The sequence below is a fragment of the Streptomyces sp. SM18 genome, from assembly GCF_002910775.2.
Classification (GTDB): Bacteria; Actinomycetota; Actinomycetes; order Streptomycetales; family Streptomycetaceae; genus Streptomyces; species Streptomyces halstedii.
In genome coordinates this window covers 633813-657432 of the sequence record NZ_CP029342.1, presented here as the reverse complement: position 1 = coordinate 657432, position 23620 = coordinate 633813, and the positions used below count along the sequence as shown (strand labels likewise).

Genomic DNA, 23620 nt, shown 5'->3' with positions numbered 1-23620 from the left:
TACTGCTTCGGGCGTCTGTCCTAAGCGACGGGCCTCTGGTCTGCGCTGTCTCACGGTCGCGTAATCAATGCCGTCGAAATGCATCCAGTCCTGCGACTGCGCAACGAGATTTGAGGCCCTGCAGGACGTCTAGGTTCGGCAGTTCGCTGGGGGCAGACAGGAAAGATCGCGGAAAGACTGGCCAACGCGGGCGAGGGCATGTCAACGTAGACCACCTTACAAGAAACCCCAGGTCAGAGAGGTGATTGCCTGTGACCATAGCGTCCCTGGGCGCCGGTTTCTCTACCACCGTCGAAGCCCTGCGGTTGCGTGAGTGGCAGCTCGGTCCGGGCCAGCCCACGCTCGTCATGGACCAATTCTCTGCAGAAGATTTCCACCTGATCGTGGACGATCGCGCGGACGTGCATGTCAGCTCGAAGGATGGCCGTTTCTACCTCGGCTGGTTCCCGGACGGCCGCCCCGGCACCGACGGTGAGGGATGGACGATAGCCGTCACCGGCACGGCCGAGGTGCCCGGCTACCACCTGTCGTTCGACACCGAGACGCCGGCCGACATCGTCGCCGCCGCCGTGGCGCGAGTGTTGGAGACGTCGCGGCGCGTATGACCGTGCAGGACTCAGTGGAAGCTCTCGCCCGGAGGACCGGCTTCCTGCCGGCCTTCTTCGCTCCCCGTCCCCTCGCCCCAGGAGGCCCTTCGTGACGTCCCCGGAGATGACCGTCGGTGATCTTATCGACCTGTTGTCCGCCTGCGACCGGAGTGCTCCGGTCCGCCAGGCCATGAATCCGTACTTTCCGATGGCACACCGGCTGGCACAGGTCGTGCAATCGGTGGACGAGACCGACCGGACCGTCGTCTACCTCGCCGAGGGGCGGGACGAGGACGCACAGCTCGGCCATCTGCCACCCGAGGTGGCCGTCGACCTGACGTGGCAGGGCCCTGTCCAGGCACCCCCACGCCGACTTCGCCGCCGTGCCGGCGGCAAGTAGAACCCGCACCGAGCCTTTGGAGGCGCCCCTGTACCCCGACTTCCCTTTCGACCCGTCCACTCCGCCTGGTGGCCAGCCCGCGTTCTGGGTCGGGCCCCGATATTTGGCCGGTGATGATGGGCGCCTCTACGACGCCGTCGCTGACACGCTTTCTGGCCTGGGCTGGACGAGCCTGACGATCGTCCGCGGTCGTCACCAGCCGGACGAAGCAGATGAGGACCGCCAGGTCCTGCGCAGTACCGTCCTGCACATCAGCCCCGACACCCTCCGGTGGGCACAGTGGAGCTTGGCGGACGAGCCGTTCCACCTGGGGGATCTGCCGATCGCCTGGCAGGTTTCCGCCCGCCCGGACACGAGCAGCCGGCTCGCTCAGTGGTCGGCGTACTTCACCTGCGGCGTCCCTGGTGAGTCCGTGGCCGACTTTCTCGTCGCACTCGATGCCCGCGACCAGCCCGCCGTGCCGATCGCGGGCCCCGAGCTGGTCCTCGACGCCGTCGCCTCACACGGCTGGTTCCGCGACATCGACCAGCCCCGGGCGGCGGCGACGGATCCGACGTTCACCTCGCACATCAGCCTCGGCGAGGTGCCGCCCCTCATCCAGGACGGCGACCCCCGCGCTTTGACCACCGAGGTCGACGAAGTGGGATCGGCTGGGTGGCAGGCGTGGGCGGAACCCGCGCTCGGCGCGCCGTGCCTGTGGGCGGCGTCCTTCGGCGCGAGCGTCCCGCACGATCTCGTCGTGGCCTTCGCCGCCTCCCTCAGCTCGACCGCGCCGGTCCTGCGCCGGGTGCTGCCTGAGGCCACTCAGGCTCGGCTTCTGCGCGCGCCAGCCATCTAACATCCAGCCAGCCCCTCCCGACGCCCGCAGCCCGGTCCCTCCTCATTGGAGGGCGCCGGGCTTCTTGCTTCCCGGACCGCGACAGTCGCGGTGCACCGTTGATGTCCACAAGGCTTTGCCCCTGTGACGCACTGCTGCCCCCGACGCATAGCGTTCGGAGGCAGCAGCAGGGCGGATGGGCAGGTCAGCTCGTTGTCGTGGCCTTGTCGAGGGCCTTGTCGAGGTGCCGGTCGACGAGGGCCGGGGAGCCGGAGACAATCAGCAGCAGACTTCCGTCGCGGATGGCGGTCTGCTTGACCACGGTGCTCCGTTCCCTCGTGGAGAACGTCAGGAGCTGGCTCCACTGCTCGTCGCCGAGCTTGTGGGGCGGTTCAGCTTCTGCGAAGCCATGTCGATGGGGGTGCCGCCGGCGACGACCTGATAGGTCGGGCACCCGGTCATCGCGTCGAAGATCCGGCCGATACCGTCGGTCAGCTTGGTCGGGCTGTCGCTGTACAGCTCCTCGGAGACCTCCGAGGAGCTGCCCCCGTAGGTGAAGTCCGCCTTCGCCTTGCGCGGGAAGCTGAGCGTGCCGCCGGTCGCGGCGTCGCCGCCCAGCTCGCTCAGGGCTGGACAGCCGATGACGGCGACGTCGTCGTGCTGGGAGGGGCGTTCAGGCTTGCGCAGGTAGCCCCTGCCCAGGTCGCTCTCGTTGAACAGGCGCGTCTCCAGCGCGGCCGACGAGAGCAGGGCAACCTGCTGGGCTGTGTCGGCCTGCTTCCCGGGACGGGCGGACGGCGCGGAGTCGGACGGGTTGCCGACGGTGTCGGTGGAGCAGGCCGGTACGGCGAGGAGTACGGCGGTGATGCCGAGGATGGTGGTGGCGACGCGAACGCGCATGACGGAACTGACCCCTTGGTGCTAGGCGACGGGTGGTCAGTGCGGGCCCGGAGGCCCGGTGGGGTCGTAGGAGTGGTGGTCAGTGCCCAAGGTGGCGCAGGCAGTCCTCGAACGTGGCGTGCGTCGCGTCCGCCGGTCCAGAGTGCCGGTTGTACCACGCCGTGTCGAGGCGGGTCTCCTGCTGCTGGTGGCCGGCCCGGCAGCGCAGCCAGATCTGGTCGCGGGTGGAGAGGATGAGCCAGTCCCGGTATGCCCCGCACTCGGCGCAGGCGACCATCTCACCGTCGAGGACCAGGGGCTGCGTCCACGGCATCATCTTGCCGTCGACCTGGTCGTGGCTCGGTACGCGCAGCTCCGGCGGGAGGAAGTCGTCCACCACGGCGACCGACTCGGTGGGCTCCGGGTAGGCCGGCGGCTCCCCGAAGCCCGCCGGGACCTGGTTCTGCATCCGCGCATACACCTCGGCGAACTGGCACTGCGCCTCGCTCGGCCCCTTGGCCCTACGTCGTATTCGGTGAAACACCCTGGCGTCCTCCCCTTGCCTCGTCCGACTCGCTTCATGATCGTGCCCCATGCCCCTGGCGGTTTCAATTCACAGAGTCCACAGTCACCGTCCGCAGGCCATGAGGTGTTTCCTCGCTTCTTGGGGCTGGCGTTGCTCCAGGCGAGGCCGCTTCGAGCGAGGTGAGGACCGTCTACCGTGGCATGACATGACTGTTCTTGTTGTCGGCGGCGGCGGTTTCCTGGGCGCCGAGTTGGTCCGCCAGGCATCTGCCGCTGGACATCGCGTCGCCGCGACCTTCGCGACCAGGCCGTGCGATGGTCCGGAGGCCACGTGGTACGAGGTGGACCTGCGGGTCGGCGACCGTGTCGAGGAGATCGTTGCCTCGCTCGCCCCCTGCGTGGTCATCAACGCGAGCAGCGGCGGCGCCGACTGGGCCGTCACGGCCGATGGCTCGGTCCGCCTGGCAATGGCTGGGGCGAAGTACGGCTGCCGCCTCGTTCACGTGAGCAGCGACGCCGTGCGCGAGTGGCAAACGGGCCACTGCCCGTTCGTAGGACAGCCCGATCTCGTCGTTGAACTCCTGCAGGAATTGCTCGTCACCGACCCTGTGCGCAGGCGAGATGAAGGAGTCACAACCACTCGTTGATGGCTGCGATGAGGACGGTCGCCTCGAAGCGGACGGCGAGCGTGTCGTACCTCGTCGCCACCGCGCGGTGGCGCTTGAGGCGATTGATCCCGCACTCCACCGCGTGGCGCTCTTCGTAGTCGGCCTTGTCGAACTTGGGCGGCCGGCCCCCGTGAGAACCGCGCTTCTTTCGGTTGGCGATCTGGTCGCACTTCTCCGGGATCGTGCAGCAGATACCGCGCTTGCGCAGGTAGGCGCGGTTCGCACGGGAGCCGTATGCCTTATCGGCGCGGACCTTGTCCGGCCGGGTACGTGGACGGCCCCAGCCGAGCCGAGGCACCCGGATGCGTCCCAGGACCACCTGGAACTGCGGGGAGTCACCGCGCTGCCCGGCCGTGATCACCAGCGACATCGGCTTCTGAGCCTGCTCGACCGCCAAGTGGAGCTTGGTAGTCAGCCCACCCCGGGAGCGTCCGAGCCCGTGGTCGTCGGGTCCTGTGAACACACCACCGGGCGGCCCGATTTGCAGATCCCCCCTTTTTTTCGGGCACCCGCCGCATGCTGGTGGGCGCGAGCGACGGTGGAGTCCACGTGTGAGGGGCCCTAGGGAGTGTCTCCCAGGACCGTCTGCCGGACGATGTCGTCGACCTCCGCCTTGCGCTCCGCCCCGGTGCCCAGCCGTCCGAGGCCGGACCGTAGGACTTTCTCGAAGACCTGGCGCTCGACGTCTCTGTTCGCTTCGTGGTGGGCTGCGGCGTCCGCTCCGGGCCTTTGCACTCAGATGGCGATGCTCCGGATGACCAGGACGACCATGAGGAACAGAACGAACAGGGCGAACAGGGAGCCCAGGGCGAACAGGGCGACCCGGGCGACCCGGGCGACCCGGGCGACCCGGCCGCCCAGGACGACCCGGGCGACTCGGGCAACCTGGGCGCCCAGAGCGCCCCGGGCGCCCAGGGGGCCCTGGCCGCCCAGGGCGACCAGGAGAAAAAGGACGAACAGAGCGACCAGGGTGACCAGGGCGAACAGGGCGAACCGGCTGCCCAGGACGACCTGGGTGCTCAGGTCGCCCAGGGGGCCCTGGTCGCCCAGGGCGAACAGGGCGACCAGGACGGACAGGGCGACCAGGGCGACCAGGGCGAACAAGGCGACCAGGGCGAACAAGGCGACCCGGCCGACCCCGCCGACCCGGCTGCGCAGGATGCGCAGGATGGCCAGGACGGCCAAAACGACCAGGATGACCGGGACGGCCAAGACGCCCAGGCTGACCATGGCGTACTTGAAGTCCCAGGCGTCCTGGGGGTCCTGGCCGTCCTGGAGGTCCCGGTCGTCCACGCCATCCCGGACGACCAGGACGGCCAAGACGCTCAGGAAGACCAGGACGGCGATGAGGGCGCGGCGGATGCGGGTGCTGCGGCGGGCTGCGCGGTGGCCGGCCAGGAGGAACTCGGCCGCGTCGGCGGTGGGCTGTGGGTAGCGCTCGGGGTCGGCTGTCCAGCGGTCGGCCGCAGCGCGGGCTTCGGTCAGCCGGGGGGCCGGGTACAGGTACGCCTTGTGCTTTTGGTGGTCGATCCATGTGGTGGTGTCGGTGAGCAGTTGGCTGTGCAGGGCCCGGTCCAGGCGGTCGCCCTCCAGCCATGTGGTGAGTTGGTGCCAGGAGGTGAGCAGCACGTCGTGGGCGATTTCGACGCCGGTGCCGTCGATGACCAGGAGCCGGTGCGCGGCGAACGCCGCGACCACCGCGTCCACCTCGGCCGGGTCCGCGGTGCACGCCGCGCGGAGCTGCACGATGCTCAGGCGGCGGCGGGCCAAACGCCCGTCCGGGGCCACGATCGTCAGCAGCGTGAACACCGTACCCGCGATCGTCTGCTGTTCGGGGGGCAGGTTGTCGTAGAGGGTTTGGGCGCTGCGGTTGACGGCGTCGGTGGTCCCGCCGCCGCGCCGGTAGGCGCGCAGGTTCAGTTCCCCGCCGGGTTCGCGGTGCTTCCAGGCGGCGTACATCGCCTGGGAGACCAGGGGCAGCACTCCTGCTCCGAAGCCTTCGGTGGCCGGGTCGCCGGAGCGTACTTCTGCCACGACCGCGTCGACGACTGCTTCGTCGATGCCAAGCTTCGCTTCGGCGGCCGGGCCGGTGACTGCGGACCGCAGCTCCGTCTCGCTCATCGGCGTGATCGCGAACACCTCGGCGTCGATCGCCTCGGCCAGCAGCGGGAAGCGCAGCGCCTGGTCCAGGAAGTCACCCCGGACCGCTGCCACCACCATCGCGGCCGGTGCTCCGCCCGGCTCGGCCGGGGTCGTCGCCGCCCGCAGTGCCGCGAGGAAGGCGGCCCGCTCCTCCCGGCCCTGCTTGCTCTTCTGGGCGAGGGTGAACAACTCCTCCAGCTGATCGATCACCAGCACCAGCCGGGGCGCCCGCCCACCCCCACCGGGGTCCGTGTCGATACCCGCGGCCTGGTCCGTGTGGGTGCTGGTTGCGCGGATCACCTGTTCGATCAGTTGCGGTGCGGCCTGGGGGTCGTCCCGCAGCGAGCGGTCCACCGATACCACGTCCACCCCGGCCATCGGGGCCAGCCCGTGGGCCAGTTCCCGCAGCGGCTGCCCTGTGGGAGTCATGCTCAGCACCGGCCATCGCCCCAGCTCACCCCGTTCCAGGAGCGGTAACAGCCCGGCCTGCAGCAGCGACGATTTTCCCGCTCCCGAGGCTCCCACCACCACCAGCATGCCTTGGGGCAGTTGCGTCATCAGCCGCTCGGCCAGCCGCTCGGCCAACGTGTCTCGGCCGTAGAACACCCGTGCGTGCCGCTGGAGGAACGGTGCAAGTCCCAGATACGGGCAGTCCGACCAGGCCCCCTCCCGGACCAGCTCCTCCCCGGACCGCACATGGATGTGGGAGCCCCCTACGAACCACATGAAGTCCCGCCCCTGGTTCAGGGTGCCCTGCGAACCGCCGCTCACCTCATTATGGACAGTCCCCCCGTCCGCCGCCGCGGACTCCGCCTCGTCACGCATCCCTACCCCCGTCGCAGCCCGCGGCGGCGACAGCAACTGCGGGCACTCAACACTCGTCGCGGGTTCGATCACGTGCGCCGGCCCGGGCGGACACCACCGCGCCCGGAATCCAGAACCCGGGACCTCGAACTCCCGTAGCGCGCACGCTACTCCCCACGCCGCACCGGACCCGCGGGCTTCAGCAAGAACGAGCCAGAGTCCCGGTTGTCACCGCATCCGCCGGGTGAATCCCCCGGCGTGGGGACACCGGCTACGAACTCTCCTCCCCTGCCTGGGCCGAAGACCCCGAGGCGCCGAAACGCACCCCGGAGATACGCGCTGCCTGAAAGACCGGCGCGTGGAACTCCCCGTCGGAGATGATGTTGTGCACGCTCACCGCAGGCTGCTGCGGCACCTGCGGCCGCAGTTCGTCGAGCAGCCGGCGCAGTTCGTCGGCCGTCGACGGATCACCGCGCAGCAGTCGGCGCAATCGCGACTCCCACTCCTGCGTGATGTCGGCCGCAGTCGCCTCGTCCTGAGACGCACGAGCGATCACCAGCGCCTCCCGGGATGCCTGCAACTGCTCGGCCTGCGACCGCTCGATCCGTGCCAGCTCACCGGCCGACCGGTCACCGCCGCGAGCGAAGAGCCCCGCCACCCTGTCACGCGCCTGGGCCCAGACATCCGAGACCATCAACCCGACCAGCGTCGTCGCCCCCGAAGCCGCCAACGCGGCCAACTCGGCTTCCACACGTCCCCCTTCGCGGTGCCGCGCCCACGCACGACCGCCACCACCCACCGTAGACCGGCCCCGCACGCTTTCGTCGGAAATACCGAGGTAATCGGCCACGGCATCATCCGGAAACTCGCGCGACGCTCCGTGACGCTCACTAGGCTGACCGACAGATGATGACCTACCCACTCTTCGCCCTGGAGGCTCCGGCGTCGGCGTGAGGACTGGGCTGTGCTGGCGAGGGGGCTGGCCATGGGAATGGACGTTGATACGCGGCAGATCCAGACGGCCGTGCTCGCGGGTCCTGGATCAGATGATCCGGTGGTGTGCCCGACGGACGCCGACGAGCTCGACGAATTCCGCCAGGATTTCTCCGGGACGACGTTCTGGTGCGGGATCCTACTGGGCGGGTGCGGCGGGCAACTCCTGACCAGGCGGGGCTACGTTCGCGTCAGTCACTTCGCTCACTTCCCCGCCCCTGACGGTTTACTGCCCGAGTGCGGCCGCCGCTCTCGGGGCATCGCGAGCGCGGATCACCTGTATGTGCGCACGGCCACCCAGAAGTGGCTGCGCGGTCAGGGGCACACTCCGCGCTACCGCTATCACGAACATGCGGAGGCCCCGGCCGGCTCCCTCGTGGAGATCGAGGTGGGCGGGCATACGCTGCTGCTGCACTTAAACCCCGCCACGCCGCCCGACTGGGAAGCGACGACGGCGGCCGAGGTCATTCTCGGGCCCGGCGTCCCGATCGACCACCGCACCCTGGTTCGCCGCGGCTACGTACACCGGGTCAAGTTCATCAGCGAAGGCAACCAGCGGGTCATGGTGCTGGGCACCGAGGTCCCGTACGTCGGCACCGACTGGGACTTCGACCTGGCGGACTGCACCGTCGATGAGCACGGCCGCCTCATCACCCCCGTCGTCACGCGCTGGAAGACGGCCCGCGCAGCCGCGCAACAGGCGCCCGTGCCGCAGCCCCGTGCCGAGACGCCGAAAGGACCGGTGCAGATCGGCGCTCTGACCCGGCTCATCGACCAGGCCGTGCGCTGCGAGGAGGGTGCCGCCGTCCGGAAGTTGCGGGACACCGCACAGCTCCAGGTACCGCGCTGCGAAGGGCAGGCCCTCACGCACCTGCAACGAGCGATCGAGCACGCCGACAGATGGATCTCCCAGCAGGACCGAACCCGGCGGCAGCTCTTCGACCGGCTCGAAATCGCCGTCGGACGCGGATACGACCGCGACGTCTCCACGCTGATCCTCACGGCCCGAGAGCTTCTTCTCAACGACGTGGCGGCCACACCGCAGGAAGCCACCGTCTTCAAGGCAGCAAACACTTTGCTGAGTGAAGCCCGTCAGCGTGCCGACCAGAAGCGGCGAGAGGCGGACGCACGCCGTGCGGCTGCGGCCCGGGAACGCGCAGTCCGCGACGCGGCGGAGGCCGAGGAACTGATGAAGCGGCGCCAGGCGCAGCTTCAGGAGCAACAAGAACAGGCCCGGGTACGCAAAGAGCGGAACAGGGCGCGAGGGCTGGTCCAGAGCATCCTCGGCCGGCTGCGCCGTGAGCATGAGGTGCTGTCGCCTGAGCAACGGCAAGAGCTTGTCGAGGAACTCGTGCTCGCGGCGGCGGGGGCCGGAGACATTCTGTCCCTGGCCGAGGCGCACAAGGTGAACGAATACGCGGAGAGGCCCGTCGCCCCCGTAGAAGAGCCGGAGGCCACCGCCCCCTCCGCACAGAAGCCGGAACGAGTTCCGGAGCTAGTGCCGGTGCCGGAGCAGCACTCGGCCACGCTGCCGGCCCATCTCGTGCCCACCGCGTCAGCCGTCCGCGGAGCCCTGAAGAAGGCCGCTCGGGAGCGGACCTCGACGAGCTGGAGCCGACTGGAGCAACAGCTCGGCTCCGCACTTCCTCCCCTCGGCAACGAGGAACGCGTCCAGGTGCTGGTCCACATCAATCAGTCCGCAGCCGACGACGAGCCGCTCCTGTCGTCCCTCATCGCGGCGGGGGACCCGCACTTCTCCTACCAGTACTACCGGAGAGTCCTCGCCGCGCTCGACCTGCACGCCCCGGACGACGACGAGGACCTTCGCGCGGTCGTGGAAGCCGACGCCGAACTGGTCTTCACAGACTGGCGCTCCCGCTGACCCCTTCGCCGCCCGGGCAGGGCGCGGGCCTCGATCGGCATGGACTGACCGAGTTCGGTGGCGATGTCCAGGTCCTCGCTCCGGGTGTGAGCGATGAGTAGTCCGCCGCACCACGTGCATGGCCGGTCAAGGCGTGTGGGCCGTTCGTCGGGCGATCTCCTTTCGTCTTTTCGGCGCGTTGGGCGACGGTCTCGGCATGGGACTGGTGGAACGGGGGGCCCGGCATCGAGGAGCGCGCGGACCGGGCGGTGGAAGCGGCGTGCAAGCTCGCGGAGGCTGCGGCCGGGTCCGGTCGGAGCGGGGCGGCCGACGATGCCCTGGTTGCCGTCGATACCCTCGCCGAGACGCTCGCACAGATCGCCCGGAGGTCGGCGAGGCATTGTCCGCGGTGGCGGGGGCGTGGTTGCGGTCCGGCGGAATTTGGGTCTAGGGCCTGTCTCTTGGATCCGTCTGTGAGATCGTCGTGCTCGTGATCGAGTCTTGGGTGGTCAATGACGACAGCCCTGTCCCTGTGTCGTCGACGGGGGTGGTGGAGGCTCTTCGGTCGAGGATCGACAACGGGCAGCTTGAGACGTGGCTGACCAGTTCGTCTGGACGGTTGCTGGCCTTCGTGACGGATGCCGAGCGAGCGATGGTGGTGCTGCTCGAAGGCGAGGGTGATCCCGGCGAGCATGCCGTGGACCCCGGAAGTGCGGGGTCGAGCGACGGGTTCATCCTGTCCAACGGGCAGGGCGACGAGTATCCGGATGAGGACACCGTCCCCATCGGTGAGGCATTCAGGCTCGTGGAGCACATCGTTGGCGCGGGGTCTTGGCCTGCGGACGCACGTTGGGTGGTCGATCGCTGAGCGGGCTATCGCCGTGCCCAGATGAGGATCGCGGCGAGGTGGAGTGCGGCCTGGTAGGCAATGGCGAGCTTGTCCGTCCGCATGGCCAGGCCGCGCCATTGCTTGAGCCGGTTGATGCAGCGTTCGACCGAGTTGCGCTGCTTGTATGCCTCGGCGTCGAAGGCGGGCGGTCGCCCTCCAGCACTGCCTCGCCGCAGCCGGTGGCCGATCTGGTCGGAGGGCTGGGGGATGACAGCGCGGATCCCGCGTTGGCGGAGGTGACCTCGGATCGCACGGGATGAGTACGCTCGGTCCGCGAGGACGGCATCGGGGCGGGTTCTCGGTCGTCCGAGACCGCTTCGCGGAATGCGGATGGCGGCTATGACGGTCTCGAAGGCCGGTGCGTCACCGGCTTGGCCTGCGGTGACGCGGAGGGCCAGGGGCCGTGCACGGGCGTCACTAGCGAGATGGACCTTCGTGCTCAGGCCGCCGCGGGAGCGTCCGAGCGCGTGATCGTCGGGTTCGGCCCGGCCCGGAGCCCCCTTTTCCTGGCGCCGGCGGAATGCTGGTGAGCCCGGCAGACGGTGGAGTCCACCGACACGGTCCAGCCGATGTCGTCAGCGTCGTCGGCTGCTGCCAGGACCGCGGCGAAGACGCGTTCCCAGGTGCCGTCCACGGCCCACCTGATCAACCGTTTGTGGGCGGTCTGGAACGAGCCGAGCTCGTCGGGCAGGTCCCGCCAGGGCGAGCAGGTGCTGTACTTCCACGCGATGGCCTCCAGGGTTCGGCGGTGGTCGGCCCATCGCCGACCGCGGACCGGATCGGCCGGCATCAGCGGTTCGATCCGGTCCCACATCGCATCAGTGATCACTAATCGGACGGACACATCCGATCAACTGGCCAATCGATCAGAGAGACACGCTCTAGGGGAGGGGGCGTCGTCCGGGTTCGGGATTCCCCGGTACTCCTCGGTCCGCAGCACCGTACCGGCGGACGGCCGCCCGTCCCAGCGGGCCTGCCCGTTGACACTGCCCCAGTTGAGGCTCGCGTTGACGCAGAGCTGCCCCGCGAGGAGCGTCGACGGGGTCCGGGCCACACGTTCACGCGCCAGCTCGACCGTGAGCCGACCGAACGCCTCCGGTCGCAGGAGAGTCGATTTCGGGGGTGCGATGAAGGCGTCGGTCCAGATTCCCATGCTGCTCTTGTAGCAAGGGGGACGGGCCGGCGTGACCGTGTTTCCGGGAATCCGGGCGAGCCTCCCATCGGGCGCCGTACTGGGGCCGGGGGCGGCAAGGGCGAAGCGGCAGCAGGCGCCGGGCGGGGCGCCCGCACCCTTTGGCGTCATCCGGCCCGGTACGCGAGGTGGCCTCGCACTTGGTCAAGAAGGGGGGCGGAAGGTGCACTTTCGGTCATGCCGGAGGCTGGTGGTGCGGCTCCAAGCCTCGCCGTTTCGGCTGAGAGGGGACCGGAAGCAGAGAGGAAGTACGAACGTGCCTTCTGAGTTGGGGCGATGAAACTTGCCGAGAGGCTCTGTCCCCCCATCCCAGGCACGGGGAAAGGTGGCGAGCCACTTTCGCCACCTTAAGCCACCCTGTCGCTATGGGTGATGTTTAGGCCATCATCGAAACGGAACATTGAATTCCGCTTGTACGTAAATTCGAATCCTTTCTCGTATCACCATACTGAAAAAGAGCCCTTTCGGGGGACGGCGAAACCCCTGCTCGTACGCCTACGATCATGTGCGTTCCACCGGCCCGTGAAATTTCATCAGCCCTGACAATCAGATCGACAGGTTTGGGGGGTTGGGCGTGACGGCGAGGCTGGCGAGCGCGAAATGTGCAGGTCAACGAAGGAGAGGACTGGGATGATCAACTTTCAAAACGGGGCGCCGGCGTCTTCGATGGGTGACGTTCGGTGGGTGAAGAGCTCCGCCAGCAACCCGGCCGGTGGAGACTGCGTGCGATTTGCAGAGCTGCCGAATGGGGAGGTGGCGATGAGTAATTCACGCTTCCCGGAGGGGCCGGCGCTGGTGTTCACGCGTTCGGAGATCAAGGCCATGCTGGCCGGAGCCCGGCAGGGGGAATTCGACAGCATGGCCGCCTGAATCGCATCGGAGGCCGCTCACACCTGGTTGATGTGACATCCTCACCTTGAGAAGCTATGAGTGAGATGCCGATCAAGGGGTGGGATGTTGAGCGGGCAGCCTCTCCGTGTAGTGCCGGGCGGCGCCAAGCCGGCCGGCACTCCGGCAGGAGCGGGCCGAGTAGTCGGTGCGCGCCTCCGCCAACTCCGCGAGCGCCTGGGCCTTCGTGGCGCGGACGTCGTCAAGGCCGGCGTCATCGGATCAGTCGCGACCCTCAGCCGTATCGAGAACGCCATCACTCCTCTTCGTGAGGAGACCGTTCTCGCGCTGGCGCGTCACTACGGCGTGAATGAAGCCGAAGAGCTGGACATCATAGCCAGCCTTGTGCAGAAGTCACACACCGATGCGTGGTGGGGCGAGTTCCATGACGTGGTGCCCGGCTGGATGGAACGACTGATCAGCGTCGAGGCGTCCGCCAAGTCCATCAGGACCTACCAACTGCAGTACATTCCCGGCCTGCTGCAGACGGGCCCGTACGCGCGCGCCCTCATGCAGGTGCACAGTGAACCCGGGATAGACGCGGCGCAGATCGAGCGCAATGTCGAGCGGCGGGTTCATGTTCGTCTGATCCGGCAGGGACTGCTCCAACGCTCCTCGCCGCCGCTGTACTACGCCGTAATCGATGAGAACGCCTTGGTGCGAAGAGTTGGCGGCACAGCCGTCATGCGCGAACAACTCCGGCAGCTGTATAGCTGGGAGGAGAACAGGGAGCACGTGCACCTCCGCATCATTTCCTTCGACCGCGGTGCGGAAGCCCTGTCCCCAGCCGCCTCTATGACTCACCTCGCCTTTCCGCCGGGACGTGAAATGGACATGGTGTATCTGGAAGTTCCGGACATGGGGACTTATGTGACGCGTCCCCAGGACCTGGTGCGCTACAAACTCGCCATGACGTCGCTGTGGCACCTGGCGGAAGACCGGACGACGACTTTGAAGATCCTGGAGCGCCACATCAAGAGGCTGGAAGGCTGACCCCTAAGGAACTCGGGCTACTCCACCGTACTCGATCCATTCCGCCTGCTCCTGCCGTGGCCCCAGGTCGCTGTCCGGCCGCCACCGCGAAACGTCGCAGAGTTCTCCGACGATTTCCAGGCCCTCGAAGAAGCGGTCGACTTCCGCGAACGATCTGACTCTTCCCCACTTATCTCCCGTGACTCGCCGCATCAGCCTGGTCACGTCCTCCCGGAGTTGAGCGTCGTCGCTTGCCAAATGACTGAGCACGAGATAACTCCCAGAAGGTAGTTCCTCGACGACATTCCGGACTAGCTGCCACGGATCTTTCTCATCCGGGATGCAGTGGAGAACGGAAACGAACAGAGCTGCAGTGGGACGCCCTGGCTGGTAGATCTCCAGCTCCTTGGCACGGTCGAAGATATGCCTCGTGTTGAGCATGTCGGCTTGGATGACCGCGGTATTCCGATTCTCCTCCAGCATCATGCGCCCGTGGGCCAGGACTATGGGGTCGTTGTCCACATACGCGACGCGTGCGCTCTTGTCGGATCGTTGGGCGACTTGGTGGACGTTGTTCTGGGTCGGCAGGCCGGACCCGTGATCGATGTACTGCTTCACGTTGCCGGTACCGGCGATGTACTTGACTGCCCGCACAAGAAACTGGCGGTTGATTAACGCGACTTGCTGTGTACTGGGCGCAAGACGCAAAAGTTCCTCGCACGCGGCCCAGTCGGATTCATAATTGTCTGTACCGCCCAGCAGATAGTCGTACATGCGCGCGACACTGGCCTTGCTGACGTCCATGTGAGACCCCCGACTGTCATATGCCGACGCAATACCCCGACAGGCAGGGGGATGTGCGCCGGCCTCCGGCCCTGATGGCGCCCCATGTTAGGAGTAATACTCCACCCTCGGCCACCTCATCACCGAGAGGACCACCGAAAGGTGGCGCAAAACCCGTTGGCATGCCATCGGGAGGGCAGCAACGGTCCGGTCGCCCCGCGGCAATGACGCCGGGGGCACTGGGATCAGAGTGGAAGACGGGACTGAGAAGGAGACCTCAACGCGGCCCGGGAGGCGACAAGCACATCTGCCGCCGAGAGTCCCATGAGGTCGGAGGTCTCCCGTACGGTCAGGCCGAGGCGGTAGCGAAGCAGCACCACGTCCGCCTGCCGAGCGGACAACGTCCGATGAAGTCGGTCTACGCCGCAGCCCCGGACGGTACGAACTACCCTCATCCCCAGCAACTGCCAGGACAGAGCAGCGGGCGACGGACTCTCCAGCGCCTCCCGCCACAGGAGGGCCAGGTCACCGAGAGCCGCAGCAGCGATCTCGCTTCCCGCCGTCCAACTCCGGATGCGCAGCGCACTGTATCGCGTGTAGAGAGCGCGGCGGCGGGAGCAGAACACAACGAGGTCAGCGGGAAACACGATCTCGACTGCCTCGTCGGCCACCGACGACAGCACTCTTGCCGTCGCTCCCGCGTGTGGGAAGCGACGCGCCGCCGCTGCTGCGCCGCAAAGCGACTTCGGATGTGTGACGCCGTGGTCAGTCCGTGCCATGTACCGCTGCCTTCACCGACAGAGTGAAGATGCTGTACTGAACGTCCTCCCACAGGTGGCGGAACTGTTCCTGGGAGCCGCCCAAGTGCTGGACGAGCAGCGCGAAGTCCTCCCAGCCTGCCATCGAGTCGCCATTGACAACTGCCTCCAGGAGCCGCAGCTTGCCTGCTCCGTGAACGCCTGGCAGGCCGAGATCGCGCATGGTCGGACGGCCGGCGGCGAGGTGGAGCCCCCGCATCGCATTGCCGAGTCGGGCCACTGCCGTGGCGCCGCCGTGGGCGGCGGTCGGAGTCCGGCCCTTGGCCCATTCCCACAGCATGCGTAATTCTTCGGGCCGCCCGTCGAGAATGGTGGTGAGGGTAAAGACGGCCGGCCACTCGGGGATGCGCTCCCCGGTCAGGAGCCGGGAGAATGCCGTAGCCGGGATGCCCGCCTGATCAGCCACGGCACCGGTGGTACGTCCACTGGCTCGGAGGAGATACCGCAGGGCGGCACCCAGCTGCTCCCTGTTCGAGCGGGCCGAAGCAACGTCATACCCGGCACCGCTGAACGGTGTGGTGCCGACCATAACGGCCTCGGGAAGAGAGGCCGCCTCTGGGCCGGTATAGCCCTGCCACTTACGACGAGCCGCGTCCGGGCTCAGATTCACCGCACGCGCGACCGAAACCCAGCTCTGGCCCCGCCTGCGCGCGTCATTCACCGCTGCCCCGACATAGGACTCCACTCCTGCGGCAACGGCCCCCGCAGCCCGCACCAAGTCCTCCAGCTGTGCGGCCCGACGCTCGCCATCGAGCAACTGATCACTCAGATACTGAAGACGCTCGGCAGCGACCCTGCCATTGTCCGCACGGTTGCTCCACTGACCAGTGGACGCTCTGTGATCGTCCCTCAGGCGCTGCGCCAAGCGCCGGCACGCCGTGGAGCAATAGGCCCGCGGGCGTCCGGGGCCGCGCCGCCGACGGAAGCGCCGCCGACACAGTGCGTAGCTGCACAAGGCATAAATGTACTGGTGCTCCCGGGAGGTCCCTTCGAGCTGAGCCACGTCTCCCTCTCCGATTCATCAAGGCGTCATGCGTAGGCACCCGGAACCCCGGGCATCACGTCACGACAAGGAGAGAGCCGGAGACCACGTCCGCAGACCGGTCTCCGGCTCGACCGCTAACGGCGGCAGTACCCCTGGTACATCAGCACCGACTGGTCAGCGGCGCAGGCCGCTGCAAGCGCCCACAAGGCACCCGACGGAACAGAAAAAGTTCCCATAGACGTCATGACGACCAGTACGCTCAGCAGCAGTGAGCCCCACGTGACCCGGACCGCGAAAACCCTGAGCAGTGTGGTTTGTGGCAGCAGAAATGACGGAAGGGTACTCTCAAGCGAAGTCGACCGCACAGCACCGTGCAGCCGACGGAGAAGGTGGCGCATGTTCTTTCTCCTATGAGCTCGTAACACGATCATGGGCGAGGCTTCTTGAGGCGTCGGTAGCAGATGAGGCTGCAGGCGAGGGAGACGAAGGCGTCGTGGAGTTCGGTGCGGCGTTCCCAGCGGACGGCGAGGCGTTTGAAGTGGTGGAGCAGGGCGAAGGTCTGCTCGACGACGTAGCGGAGTTTGCCCAGGCCCTTGATGTTCGGGCGGCCCTTCTGGGAGATGACTGGCATGATCCGCCGCTTGCGCAGTGTGTCTCGGTTCGGGTTGGAGTCGTAGCCCTTGTCGCCGAGGAGGGCTACGGGCCTTCGGCGGGGTCGTCCGGGTCGGCCCGCGACGGGCGGGATGCCGTCGACCAACGCGAGGGTTTGGGTGACGTCGTTGACGTTGGCCGCGGTCGTGATGACCTTGAGCGGGGTACCTCGTCCGTCGCAGATCAGGTGGTGCTTGCTGCCCGTCTTCCGCCGGTCGACCGGCGACGGACCGGTGTCGGCGCCCCCTTTTTCGCGCGGATGTGAGAACCATCCACGCACGCCCGTGACCAGTCGAGATTGCCGGCCGCGTTCAGCTCCGCGAGCAGGACCCGGTGCAGCTGGTCGAAGACCCCCGCCTTCTGCCACCGGTCCAGGCGGCGCCAGCACGTCTGACCCGAGCCGAACCCCAGCTCCAGGGGCAGAAGTTGCCAGGCTATGTCGTTGTAGAGGACGAACAGAACGCCCTGGAGACAGCGCCGGTCCGACACCGGCCGAGGCCCCGGGGACCGCTCCGGCCACGGCGGCAGCAGCGGCTCGATCAGCGCCCACAACTCATCGTCCACGATCCACGGTCGAGTACCCACACCCTCACGAACGGCCGAATCGCCACACCGGTAACGCCCAACCAGCACACTTCAACAAGATCGTGTTACGAGCTCTATGGAGATCTGACTGGGCTCACCACGTGCGGGGGTCCCGAGGCCAAGTCGGGGCTCCCGCTTTCGTGGTGACACCAAAAGCTACCGCGCCCCAGAGGGCCCACCACACGGGAATCTCGTGAAAACGCATGACGCAACGCGAAGCTTGCCCCTGAGCGGAACGCAGGGTAGTCGGTTCGAGCGAATACGACCGATAAATTTCTTGCGTGACCGACGCGGGACCTGACAGGTCACCGAATCTGACGACTCGCGACACGCAAGTGTGGCTCTCCTCACAATATGTTTGCGGCGGGGCAGCCCTCAATGCCCGTAATGAGCTTATCGGTGCCACGGCTGTGAAAACGAAAAATCAACCACGGCACGTATTTGACGTCGTGATCGGTACTCGCTTTCCGCCGACGTGCCGGAGCAGCGTGTGGCAGGAGGCCGGTGTCACCCACGGCTCGGACAACCAGTGGGCACCACACGTCTACTCGTCGAATCGAATCGGACCGGATCGTCCTTCGCCGATCCGCCAACCGGCCAGTACAACAACGGCTCCAGCACTGCCCACTGCTCGTCTGTGAGATCCCCCCGCCCCATGAACCGTGATCAATACACCTAGTCCACTACGACGAATCTTGTTGTCCCGATCCCGTCACCCCGTACGGCGCAGCGAAGGCCGCGGCGGAGACCGGCATCCGGTTTCTGGCTCCGGACGCCGTCATCGTCCGTACCTCTCTGATCATCGGGGGCCTCCAGACCGAGCATGTATGCCTCGTGCACGACCTCGCGACCGGCTCCCGATCCGGAGCCCTGTTCACCGACGACATCCGCTGCCCCGTGCATGTCGGTGACCTTGCCGCCGCCCTGCTGGAACTGGCCTTCACCGACGCCCGCGGCATGCACCACCTTGCGGGTACCGATGCCGTGAGTCGTCACGGCCTGGGTGTGCTGATTGCTGAGCGGGACGGCCTCGATGCTTCCCGACTGCCGAAGGGCCTCCGCGACGGCACCTCACTTGCCGGCGCACTCGACGTCCGGCTCGACAGCCGGCCCACCCAGGCGAAGCTGCGCACGACATTGCGCGGCGTCCACGAGTTCCTCTGAGGCGCAGTTGCACCGGCGACGGGGGCTCATCGCGTGTGGCCGGGTGCCTCTTCACCGAAACGGCGACCAGAGGTGGTGGCTCGGGCCGTTGCCGGACGCACCTTCGCGGGATTTTTTACCGTGCGGTTCTTCGGTATCCCCGTAGCGTCGGCCGGTAGATCCGCTCGCCGCCGCAGTCGCCACACCAGGACGTCACTGACCGAGTCCGCAGTGCCCAGTTCTCGGCTCTCCACGACGTCGGACAGGAGTGCTGCCGGGTCGTGGCCGACGGCGTCGGCTTCCGCGATGGTCGCGGCCAGGGCGTACCAACCGGGCTCGGCGAGAATCTTCTCGGCCAGGCTCGGCAGCGTTTCGCGCAGAAGCGCCGTCTGTCGTTGGAGTACCGGCTGGCTCAGGCGTCGGCCGCGCTGGTGGAGCACACCGAGTGGCTGAGCGGCGGCGGGCCGGTAGGCGTTGCGCAGGTGCTCGGCGGCCCGGCTAGCGGCTTCGGCTTGCTGGGCATGGCCCTTCCTCGCATGCCAGTGGGCGGCGGCCGTGACGAGGAAGAACAGCATGTCGATCACCATCGCGGTGCTGGCGCCGTCCTCGCCCCGGCCGAGGGCCGGGCCTCCGTGGACGAGGTCGCGGGCAGCCTGCCGCAAGGCCCGGTCGTGCCCGCGTACAGCGCGTATGTGGGATCGCGAGGCCCGCTCGAACGCGTTGGCAGCATCGCGTAGTTCGCTGCGGGTGTGGGCGGCGGACGTTTTCGCGAGGGCGTCCAGGACCTCGCCGGTTGCGGCGATGTACGCAGCAGCGACTGCGTCGTCACCGTCCTCGACGACCCCGATTGCCACCCACGCAGCCGTGGCCGTCCGGCGACGCGCGGCAGAAGGGCTGTTGGACGATGCACTGCCGGGAGAATCTGGCGACCCCGTCTTGTCGGAGTCGGCGGACCAGCGCTCCCGGATGCGCGGCAGGGACAGATCCGGGGCGAGACGCGCGCCGGGGTAGAACACGGGCTCACCGTTTTTGTTGCGGTCATCCGGCAGGGCCACCTTGTAGCCGAGCAGGTCGCCGGATGGCGCCTCGCGCTTGCGGATCAGCAGGCCGGCAGCGGCGAGGCGGTCGAAGAACTCCTCTTCGCTTCTGGCGCCGGTCACTGATCGACGTACGCTCTCGCGCAGTTCTTCGCGCGCGGTGCGCTCGCGGCCCTGTCGGTGGGCCTTGTGGCGCTCGGCGCTGGTTGGGCGCTGCGCTGCGGTCCCATCCCCGGTGCTGAGCTGCTTGAGCCCGTACTCGGCTTCGATCAAGCGGGCTTCGGCCTGCGACCGCTTGGCGTCGTTGTTGAGGCGCGGGCGCCGGCCGTCCTCGCGGACGAGTGTGGCGATGATGTGGATGTGGTCGTCGGCGTGGCGCACGGCTGCCCAGCGGCATCCCGCCTCGTCGGCGGCCGGTGCGATGCCGGTCGCGGCGACCATGCGTCGGGCGATCTCGCCCCATTGCTCGTCGGAGAGAACCGGGTCATCCGGTGCGGCCCGGACCGAAAGGTGCCAGACGTGCTTCGCCGGGCGGCGCGACTCCGCGAGTGCCTGGACGGGCTGGTCCAAGAGCTGCTGCAGATGCCGCTTCGTGGCCTGCGGATCGCGACCGGGGTCTTGAGCGAAACTGTCCCAGGCCGCGACGAGATGCGGGTCGACATGCTCCTCATGGGTCCCTTTGCCGTAGAGGTAGTTGAGCAGGCCGAACGTGTTCGAGCCTCGCTTGTGGACGCGCGGGATCATCCGGCTCGGGTTTCGGTGTTGAGGTAGTGCTGGATGAAGGCGTCCACGCGCTGGGTGGCGCGCTGGACGGCGCCGAGTACGGCTTCGGCGTACGGGACGTCGGCACCAGAGTTGGTCGCCTTGGCTACCTGGTTGATGTTGTTGCCGATGTGGCCGAGGTGCCGGCGCAAAGCGAAGAGCTCGTTGTGGATTTCTCGTTGGGCGGCGATTTCCGCCGCCGTACGGTCGAGGTCGCCGGCGGCTTTAAGAGCGGCGTGGGCGAGGAAACTGGCGACGCTCATGTTGCACACGGCGGCTGCGCGGGTGAGGAGTTGGTACTCGTCGTCGTTCATGCGGCAGCTGGGCTGGCGTATGCGTTTGTTCTCGTCACGCAGGCGTTCACGCTGCTGCACATGCGGCTTCGAAGGGGCGGTGTGCGTGCAGTTCGCACTGTGGCAGCTGTGTTCGTCCTGCTTCCCAGGATGCGAGCCGCCCTCGGTCGCATCCTCACGGATTGGCGCCCCCCGGTGCCGATCCGCTCCCGCCGCCCCAGGGGCGGGGGACGCAAGAGCATTGCTCCCGGCGGGAGCAATGCTCTTGCGATAACTTGCTCGCCCTGAGACCGACTTGGAGTCGTGATCCGGTTCCGGGGTGGTGCTGTTCCGAGGTGCGTTCGTCATCGGGTTTCGGACCTCGTGGAGTCGGCGCGGTGCTGGATGGCCCCGGCCAGCGCGACGATGTCGGCCGGTCCGCAGAGGACGCGGACGGGCCCGTCAGGCACGTCCTGGACAAGCCGATGGCCCGTAAGCGTGAGAACTGCGGCGTACAGGAGTCGCCGACGGACCAGGACATCCGCCCAGGCGCTGGCCTCGGCGGCGGTTGGCTCGGATGAGCGAGGGATCACGGCGCGTCTCCCGGAGAGGGGCGGTGGCCCGGCACAGAGCAAGGCCGCCTGAACGGATAGGGGTGATGAACTGGCCTTTTTTCAGCTCAGCCGCACTCGGGGCAGCGCCCGACGTGGCTGCTGAGCGCCCGGGCCATCCGCTGCTTCGCCGAGGTCGCCTGCTTCGCGCTGGACTTCGCTGCTGGTTTGCCCTCGTACCGCTCGGAGTGAGCGAGCATGTACCGGATCTCGCGCTCGTACTCCGCGCGGACGGTGCTGAACCGGCGGCAGGTCTTCATCGCGACCTCCTCGTGTCTCGGGGCAGGTGCGCGAGCCCAGGATCTGCGTACAACTGAGCCTGGAGCTTGCGGAAGCCCTCGTTGCTGATGGTGATGTTGGCGCGCCGAAGATGCGGTCGTATGACCCGCCGCGTCATACGACCCGACTCCAGAGCCGCCTTGCGGGCCACCTCGACCTTCACCTCCCACGGGACCTCGTCGTTCTGGTCCGCAGACGTGGTCCGCGGCTCAGGCGAGGTTTCGTGGTCCGTGGTCGGAGCCCCCTGCGGTCCAGCTGAGGAATCGTCCTCGTCCTGGTCCGCCGGACCGTCCCCGGGCTGGTCCGCGAGGGTCGGGGCGTCTTGGTCCGTGGCGGCGGGCCCGGCGAGCCGGACCGCGGTCCGAGAGTGCTCGCGGTCCGGCATCTGGTCTGCCGGGGCAACCTGGTCCGTGCGCGTCGGGTCAAGATCCTGGGCCGGTCCACGCCCATGGTCCGCTCGGTCGTGCTCCACCGGGCCATGGGAGCTATGAGTGGATTGACCTGGGGTTTTCCCGGTCCGCCCATAGTTTTCGATGCCGTGCGGACCATCACCGGTCTTTTGGTCCGCAGCCGCCGCGTCCTGGCTGGCTGCCTGCTCCGAGGCCGAGTCGCTCCGGTGGTCCCCAGCCGGATCCTCGTGGTCCGCCGGGACGGACCCGGTGTCATGGTCCGTGGTCCATAGGGGGCCCTGACCGGGCGGGTCGGAGTGGTCCACGCTCGCTGGACCACCCTCCGGTGCTGGTCCGCGCCCGTGGTCCGCACCGCCTCCTGGACGGTCCGAAGGGCGGGTCCAGTCCGCCGGTGGGGCGGAGGCGGGCCCTTGGTCCGTGCTCTGTTCTCCGGATTCCGCCGCTGCAGTTGCCCCCGTGTATCCGGTGCCCGGGCGGTGGCGGGTGATGAGGATGTACAGGTGGACCGCGCCGGCCAGGGCGAGCGGGGCGAGGGTGGACAGGATGGCGACGACTGTGTCGCCCAGGCGCAGGCCGGTGGTGTGAGCGGTCTGCTGGTTGAGGCGGACCGCGTGCAGGGAGTTGGCCCAGATGCTTGCCGCGGTGGCCGTACCGAAGAGCATCCAGACATAGAGCCGGGCACGCAGCGGAGCCTCGGAGAGGACCAGGAGGGCGCGTACCCCGTAGGCGATGAAGCCATCGACCACGAGGGGGAAGAGATAGGTCAGGTATCCGCGGATGTGGATCGCGACGGCCATCTGCTGCAGTGCGTCGTAGCTCAGGGCGCATCCGGCGAGGCCGAGGACCACGATGGCGAGCCGGTCCCACAACCCGATGGGCGCGACGGCGGGGTGTGTAGAGGGGGAGGTCATGCGGCCTTTCCAAGAGGGGCGGACGCCGAGGCCGGCGGTGCCGCAGGACGAGTGCCGGGCTTGATGGGCGCGGGCGCAGCCGTGGTCGCAGCGATCTTCTTGCGCTTCTTCTTGGACCGTGGCACGCCGTAGGTGCGGTCGCGGTCCAGGACCTTGTTGGCGGACAGTCGGAGCAGGTCACGGGCGTGCTTGCGGCTGATCTGTAGGGCGGCGGCGAGCCGGTACGGAGTCCAGCCACGTACGTAGGCGTGGTCGATGACGACCTGCCGCTCGGTCTCGGTGAGATGAACGTCGCGTCCCCGGAAGAAGGCCGTCACTCTTCGGTAGTCGAGGCGCTGGGCCAGACCGTCGTGCAGGGGACGCCGCTCGGCCTCGGTGAGACCGCCCCAGACGCCGTCCTTGAGGCTGTGTTCCAGGGCGAAGTCGAGGCAGTCGCGGCGTACGGGGCACCAGCCGCACAGTTCCTTTGCCTCCGCGATCTCTTCGTGGTCCCGGGGGCCGGGGAAGAAGACCGCCTCGGCGTCCTCGACGTCCAGGCCATAGCAGGCTCCACGGGTGTGCCAGCTGGTGTCTCCGAGGCCGCGCAGGCCGGTGGCCGGCGCGTCGTGGGCGGTGATGTGGCGCAAGAGGATCTCCGATGTGCTGCCGCGTCGGCCGCAGGAGTCGTCGGGGGCGGACGCGGCGTCAGGGGCCGGCCGCGGCGCGAGAGCGTGCGCCGCAGCCGGGGCGGGACGGTGGTGTGGGGAGGGCGGTGCA

21 protein-coding genes and 4 pseudogenes are annotated in these 23620 nt (G+C 67.9%); 9 read left to right on the top strand and 16 right to left on the bottom strand.

Going from position 1 to position 23620, the window contains the following annotated elements; translation table 11 throughout:
• Positions 1-251 precede the first annotated feature (251 nt).
• From B9S64_RS02810 to B9S64_RS02800, 3 genes are all read left to right on the top strand, one after another.
• Positions 252-605 carry a DUF317 domain-containing protein gene (locus B9S64_RS02810; protein ID WP_030817633.1) on the top strand — a complete coding sequence of 118 codons (354 nt, stop codon included), beginning with the start codon at positions 252-254 and terminating at the stop codon, positions 603-605.
• A 91-nt stretch (positions 606-696) separates the two neighbouring features.
• Complete coding sequence (locus B9S64_RS02805; RefSeq protein WP_103493629.1) at positions 697-987, top strand: hypothetical protein; 291 nt, start codon at positions 697-699, stop codon at positions 985-987.
• 16 nt (positions 988-1003) lie between these two features.
• Positions 1004-1825, top strand: a complete 822-nt coding sequence (locus tag B9S64_RS02800; RefSeq protein ID WP_103493628.1) for a DUF317 domain-containing protein — start codon at positions 1004-1006, stop codon at positions 1823-1825.
• A 184-nt stretch (positions 1826-2009) separates the two neighbouring features.
• Here the strand turns inward: B9S64_RS02800 and B9S64_RS02795 are convergent.
• Together B9S64_RS02795 and B9S64_RS02790 are read right to left on the bottom strand one after the other, a co-directional pair.
• A pseudogene (locus B9S64_RS02795) lies at positions 2010-2704 on the bottom strand (hypothetical protein).
• 79 nt (positions 2705-2783) lie between these two features.
• Complete coding sequence (locus tag B9S64_RS02790) at positions 2784-3227, bottom strand: hypothetical protein (RefSeq protein WP_103493648.1); 444 nt, start codon at positions 3225-3227, stop codon at positions 2784-2786.
• Positions 3228-3414: 187 nt separating this feature from the next.
• Between B9S64_RS02790 and B9S64_RS02785 the strand changes: the two are divergent.
• A pseudogene (locus B9S64_RS02785) lies at positions 3415-3729 on the top strand (sugar nucleotide-binding protein); the annotation flags it as partial.
• Between the two features lie 109 nt (positions 3730-3838).
• Here the strand turns inward: B9S64_RS02785 and B9S64_RS02780 are convergent.
• The 3 genes from B9S64_RS02780 to B9S64_RS02765 form a co-directional block, all read right to left on the bottom strand.
• A complete protein-coding gene (locus tag B9S64_RS02780) occupies positions 3839-4273 on the bottom strand; it encodes a transposase (RefSeq protein WP_374936104.1) in 435 nt (144 codons plus the stop codon).
• A gap of 338 nt (positions 4274-4611) precedes the next feature.
• Complete coding sequence (locus tag B9S64_RS34725) at positions 4612-6843, bottom strand: hypothetical protein (protein WP_219818812.1); 2232 nt, start codon at positions 6841-6843, stop codon at positions 4612-4614.
• A 250-nt stretch (positions 6844-7093) separates the two neighbouring features.
• Positions 7094-7573, bottom strand: a complete 480-nt coding sequence (locus B9S64_RS02765) for a hypothetical protein (RefSeq protein ID WP_030817626.1) — start codon at positions 7571-7573, stop codon at positions 7094-7096.
• A 525-nt stretch (positions 7574-8098) separates the two neighbouring features.
• On the opposite strand from B9S64_RS02765, the gene B9S64_RS02760 reads away from it, so the two are divergent.
• Positions 8099-9697 carry a hypothetical protein gene (locus tag B9S64_RS02760; RefSeq protein WP_146060187.1) on the top strand — a complete coding sequence of 533 codons (1599 nt, stop codon included), beginning with the start codon at positions 8099-8101 and terminating at the stop codon, positions 9695-9697.
• A 469-nt stretch (positions 9698-10166) separates the two neighbouring features.
• The gene (locus B9S64_RS02755) at positions 10167-10544 is read left to right on the top strand and encodes a hypothetical protein (RefSeq protein WP_093820863.1); all 378 of its coding nucleotides are present in this window, start codon (positions 10167-10169) and stop codon (positions 10542-10544) included.
• 5 nt (positions 10545-10549) lie between these two features.
• Here the strand turns inward: B9S64_RS02755 and B9S64_RS02750 are convergent.
• Both B9S64_RS02750 and B9S64_RS34115 read right to left on the bottom strand, forming a co-directional pair.
• Positions 10550-11379, bottom strand: a protein-coding gene (locus tag B9S64_RS02750; protein ID WP_374936106.1) for an IS5 family transposase whose coding sequence is annotated in 2 segments (ribosomal slippage) — positions 10550-11050 and positions 11053-11379 — 828 coding nt in all. Because the reading frame shifts where the segments join, the coding sequence is not laid out codon by codon here.
• Between the two features lie 36 nt (positions 11380-11415).
• Positions 11416-11718 (bottom strand): hypothetical protein, encoded by a 303-nt coding sequence (locus tag B9S64_RS34115; protein WP_146060186.1) that lies wholly within the window; start codon positions 11716-11718, stop codon positions 11416-11418.
• Between the two features lie 669 nt (positions 11719-12387).
• On the opposite strand from B9S64_RS34115, the gene B9S64_RS02745 reads away from it, so the two are divergent.
• Both B9S64_RS02745 and B9S64_RS02740 read left to right on the top strand, forming a co-directional pair.
• Positions 12388-12627: a DUF397 domain-containing protein gene (locus B9S64_RS02745; RefSeq protein WP_014046763.1), complete on the top strand. Its 240-nt coding sequence runs from the start codon at positions 12388-12390 to the stop codon at positions 12625-12627.
• 84 nt (positions 12628-12711) lie between these two features.
• Complete coding sequence (locus B9S64_RS02740; protein ID WP_103493626.1) at positions 12712-13638, top strand: helix-turn-helix transcriptional regulator; 927 nt, start codon at positions 12712-12714, stop codon at positions 13636-13638.
• Between the two features lie 3 nt (positions 13639-13641).
• On the opposite strand, the gene B9S64_RS02735 is transcribed toward B9S64_RS02740, so the two are convergent.
• From B9S64_RS02735 to B9S64_RS02720, 4 genes are all read right to left on the bottom strand, one after another.
• A complete protein-coding gene (locus B9S64_RS02735) occupies positions 13642-14421 on the bottom strand; it encodes an SAM-dependent methyltransferase (RefSeq protein ID WP_103493625.1) in 780 nt (259 codons plus the stop codon).
• 224 nt (positions 14422-14645) lie between these two features.
• Positions 14646-14855 carry a sigma-70 region 4 domain-containing protein gene (locus tag B9S64_RS35475; RefSeq protein WP_226995231.1) on the bottom strand — a complete coding sequence of 70 codons (210 nt, stop codon included), beginning with the start codon at positions 14853-14855 and terminating at the stop codon, positions 14646-14648.
• Positions 14856-15165: 310 nt separating this feature from the next.
• Positions 15166-16083: a helix-turn-helix transcriptional regulator gene (locus tag B9S64_RS02725; protein ID WP_258038050.1), complete on the bottom strand. Its 918-nt coding sequence runs from the start codon at positions 16081-16083 to the stop codon at positions 15166-15168.
• A gap of 547 nt (positions 16084-16630) precedes the next feature.
• Positions 16631-17421, bottom strand: a protein-coding gene (locus B9S64_RS02720) for an IS5 family transposase (protein ID WP_103493837.1) whose coding sequence is annotated in 2 segments (ribosomal slippage) — positions 16631-17104 and positions 17107-17421 — 789 coding nt in all. Because the reading frame shifts where the segments join, the coding sequence is not laid out codon by codon here.
• 696 nt (positions 17422-18117) lie between these two features.
• Here B9S64_RS02720 and B9S64_RS02715 point away from each other — a divergent pair.
• Positions 18118-18603: pseudogene (locus B9S64_RS02715) on the top strand (sugar nucleotide-binding protein); the annotation flags it as partial.
• Positions 18604-18629: 26 nt separating this feature from the next.
• Here the strand turns inward: B9S64_RS02715 and B9S64_RS02710 are convergent.
• From B9S64_RS02710 to B9S64_RS02685, 5 genes and pseudogenes are all read right to left on the bottom strand, one after another.
• Entirely contained in the window at positions 18630-20363 is a 1734-nt protein-coding gene (locus tag B9S64_RS02710) for a relaxase/mobilization nuclease domain-containing protein (RefSeq protein WP_103493621.1), read from the bottom strand.
• Positions 20360-20755, bottom strand: a complete 396-nt coding sequence (gene mobC, locus B9S64_RS34820) for a plasmid mobilization relaxosome protein MobC (protein ID WP_103493620.1) — start codon at positions 20753-20755, stop codon at positions 20360-20362. Before mobC ends, B9S64_RS02710 begins: the two co-directional genes overlap by 4 nt.
• A 577-nt stretch (positions 20756-21332) precedes the next feature.
• The gene (locus B9S64_RS02695) at positions 21333-21524 is read right to left on the bottom strand and encodes a hypothetical protein (RefSeq protein ID WP_103493618.1); all 192 of its coding nucleotides are present in this window, start codon (positions 21522-21524) and stop codon (positions 21333-21335) included.
• A 905-nt stretch (positions 21525-22429) separates the two neighbouring features.
• Positions 22430-22864, bottom strand: a pseudogene (locus B9S64_RS35470) (DUF2637 domain-containing protein); the annotation flags it as partial.
• Complete coding sequence (locus B9S64_RS02685) at positions 22861-23490, bottom strand: WhiB family transcriptional regulator (RefSeq protein WP_103493616.1); 630 nt, start codon at positions 23488-23490, stop codon at positions 22861-22863. The pseudogene B9S64_RS35470 and the gene B9S64_RS02685, both read right to left, overlap by 4 nt.
• Positions 23491-23620: the final 130 nt, after the last annotated feature.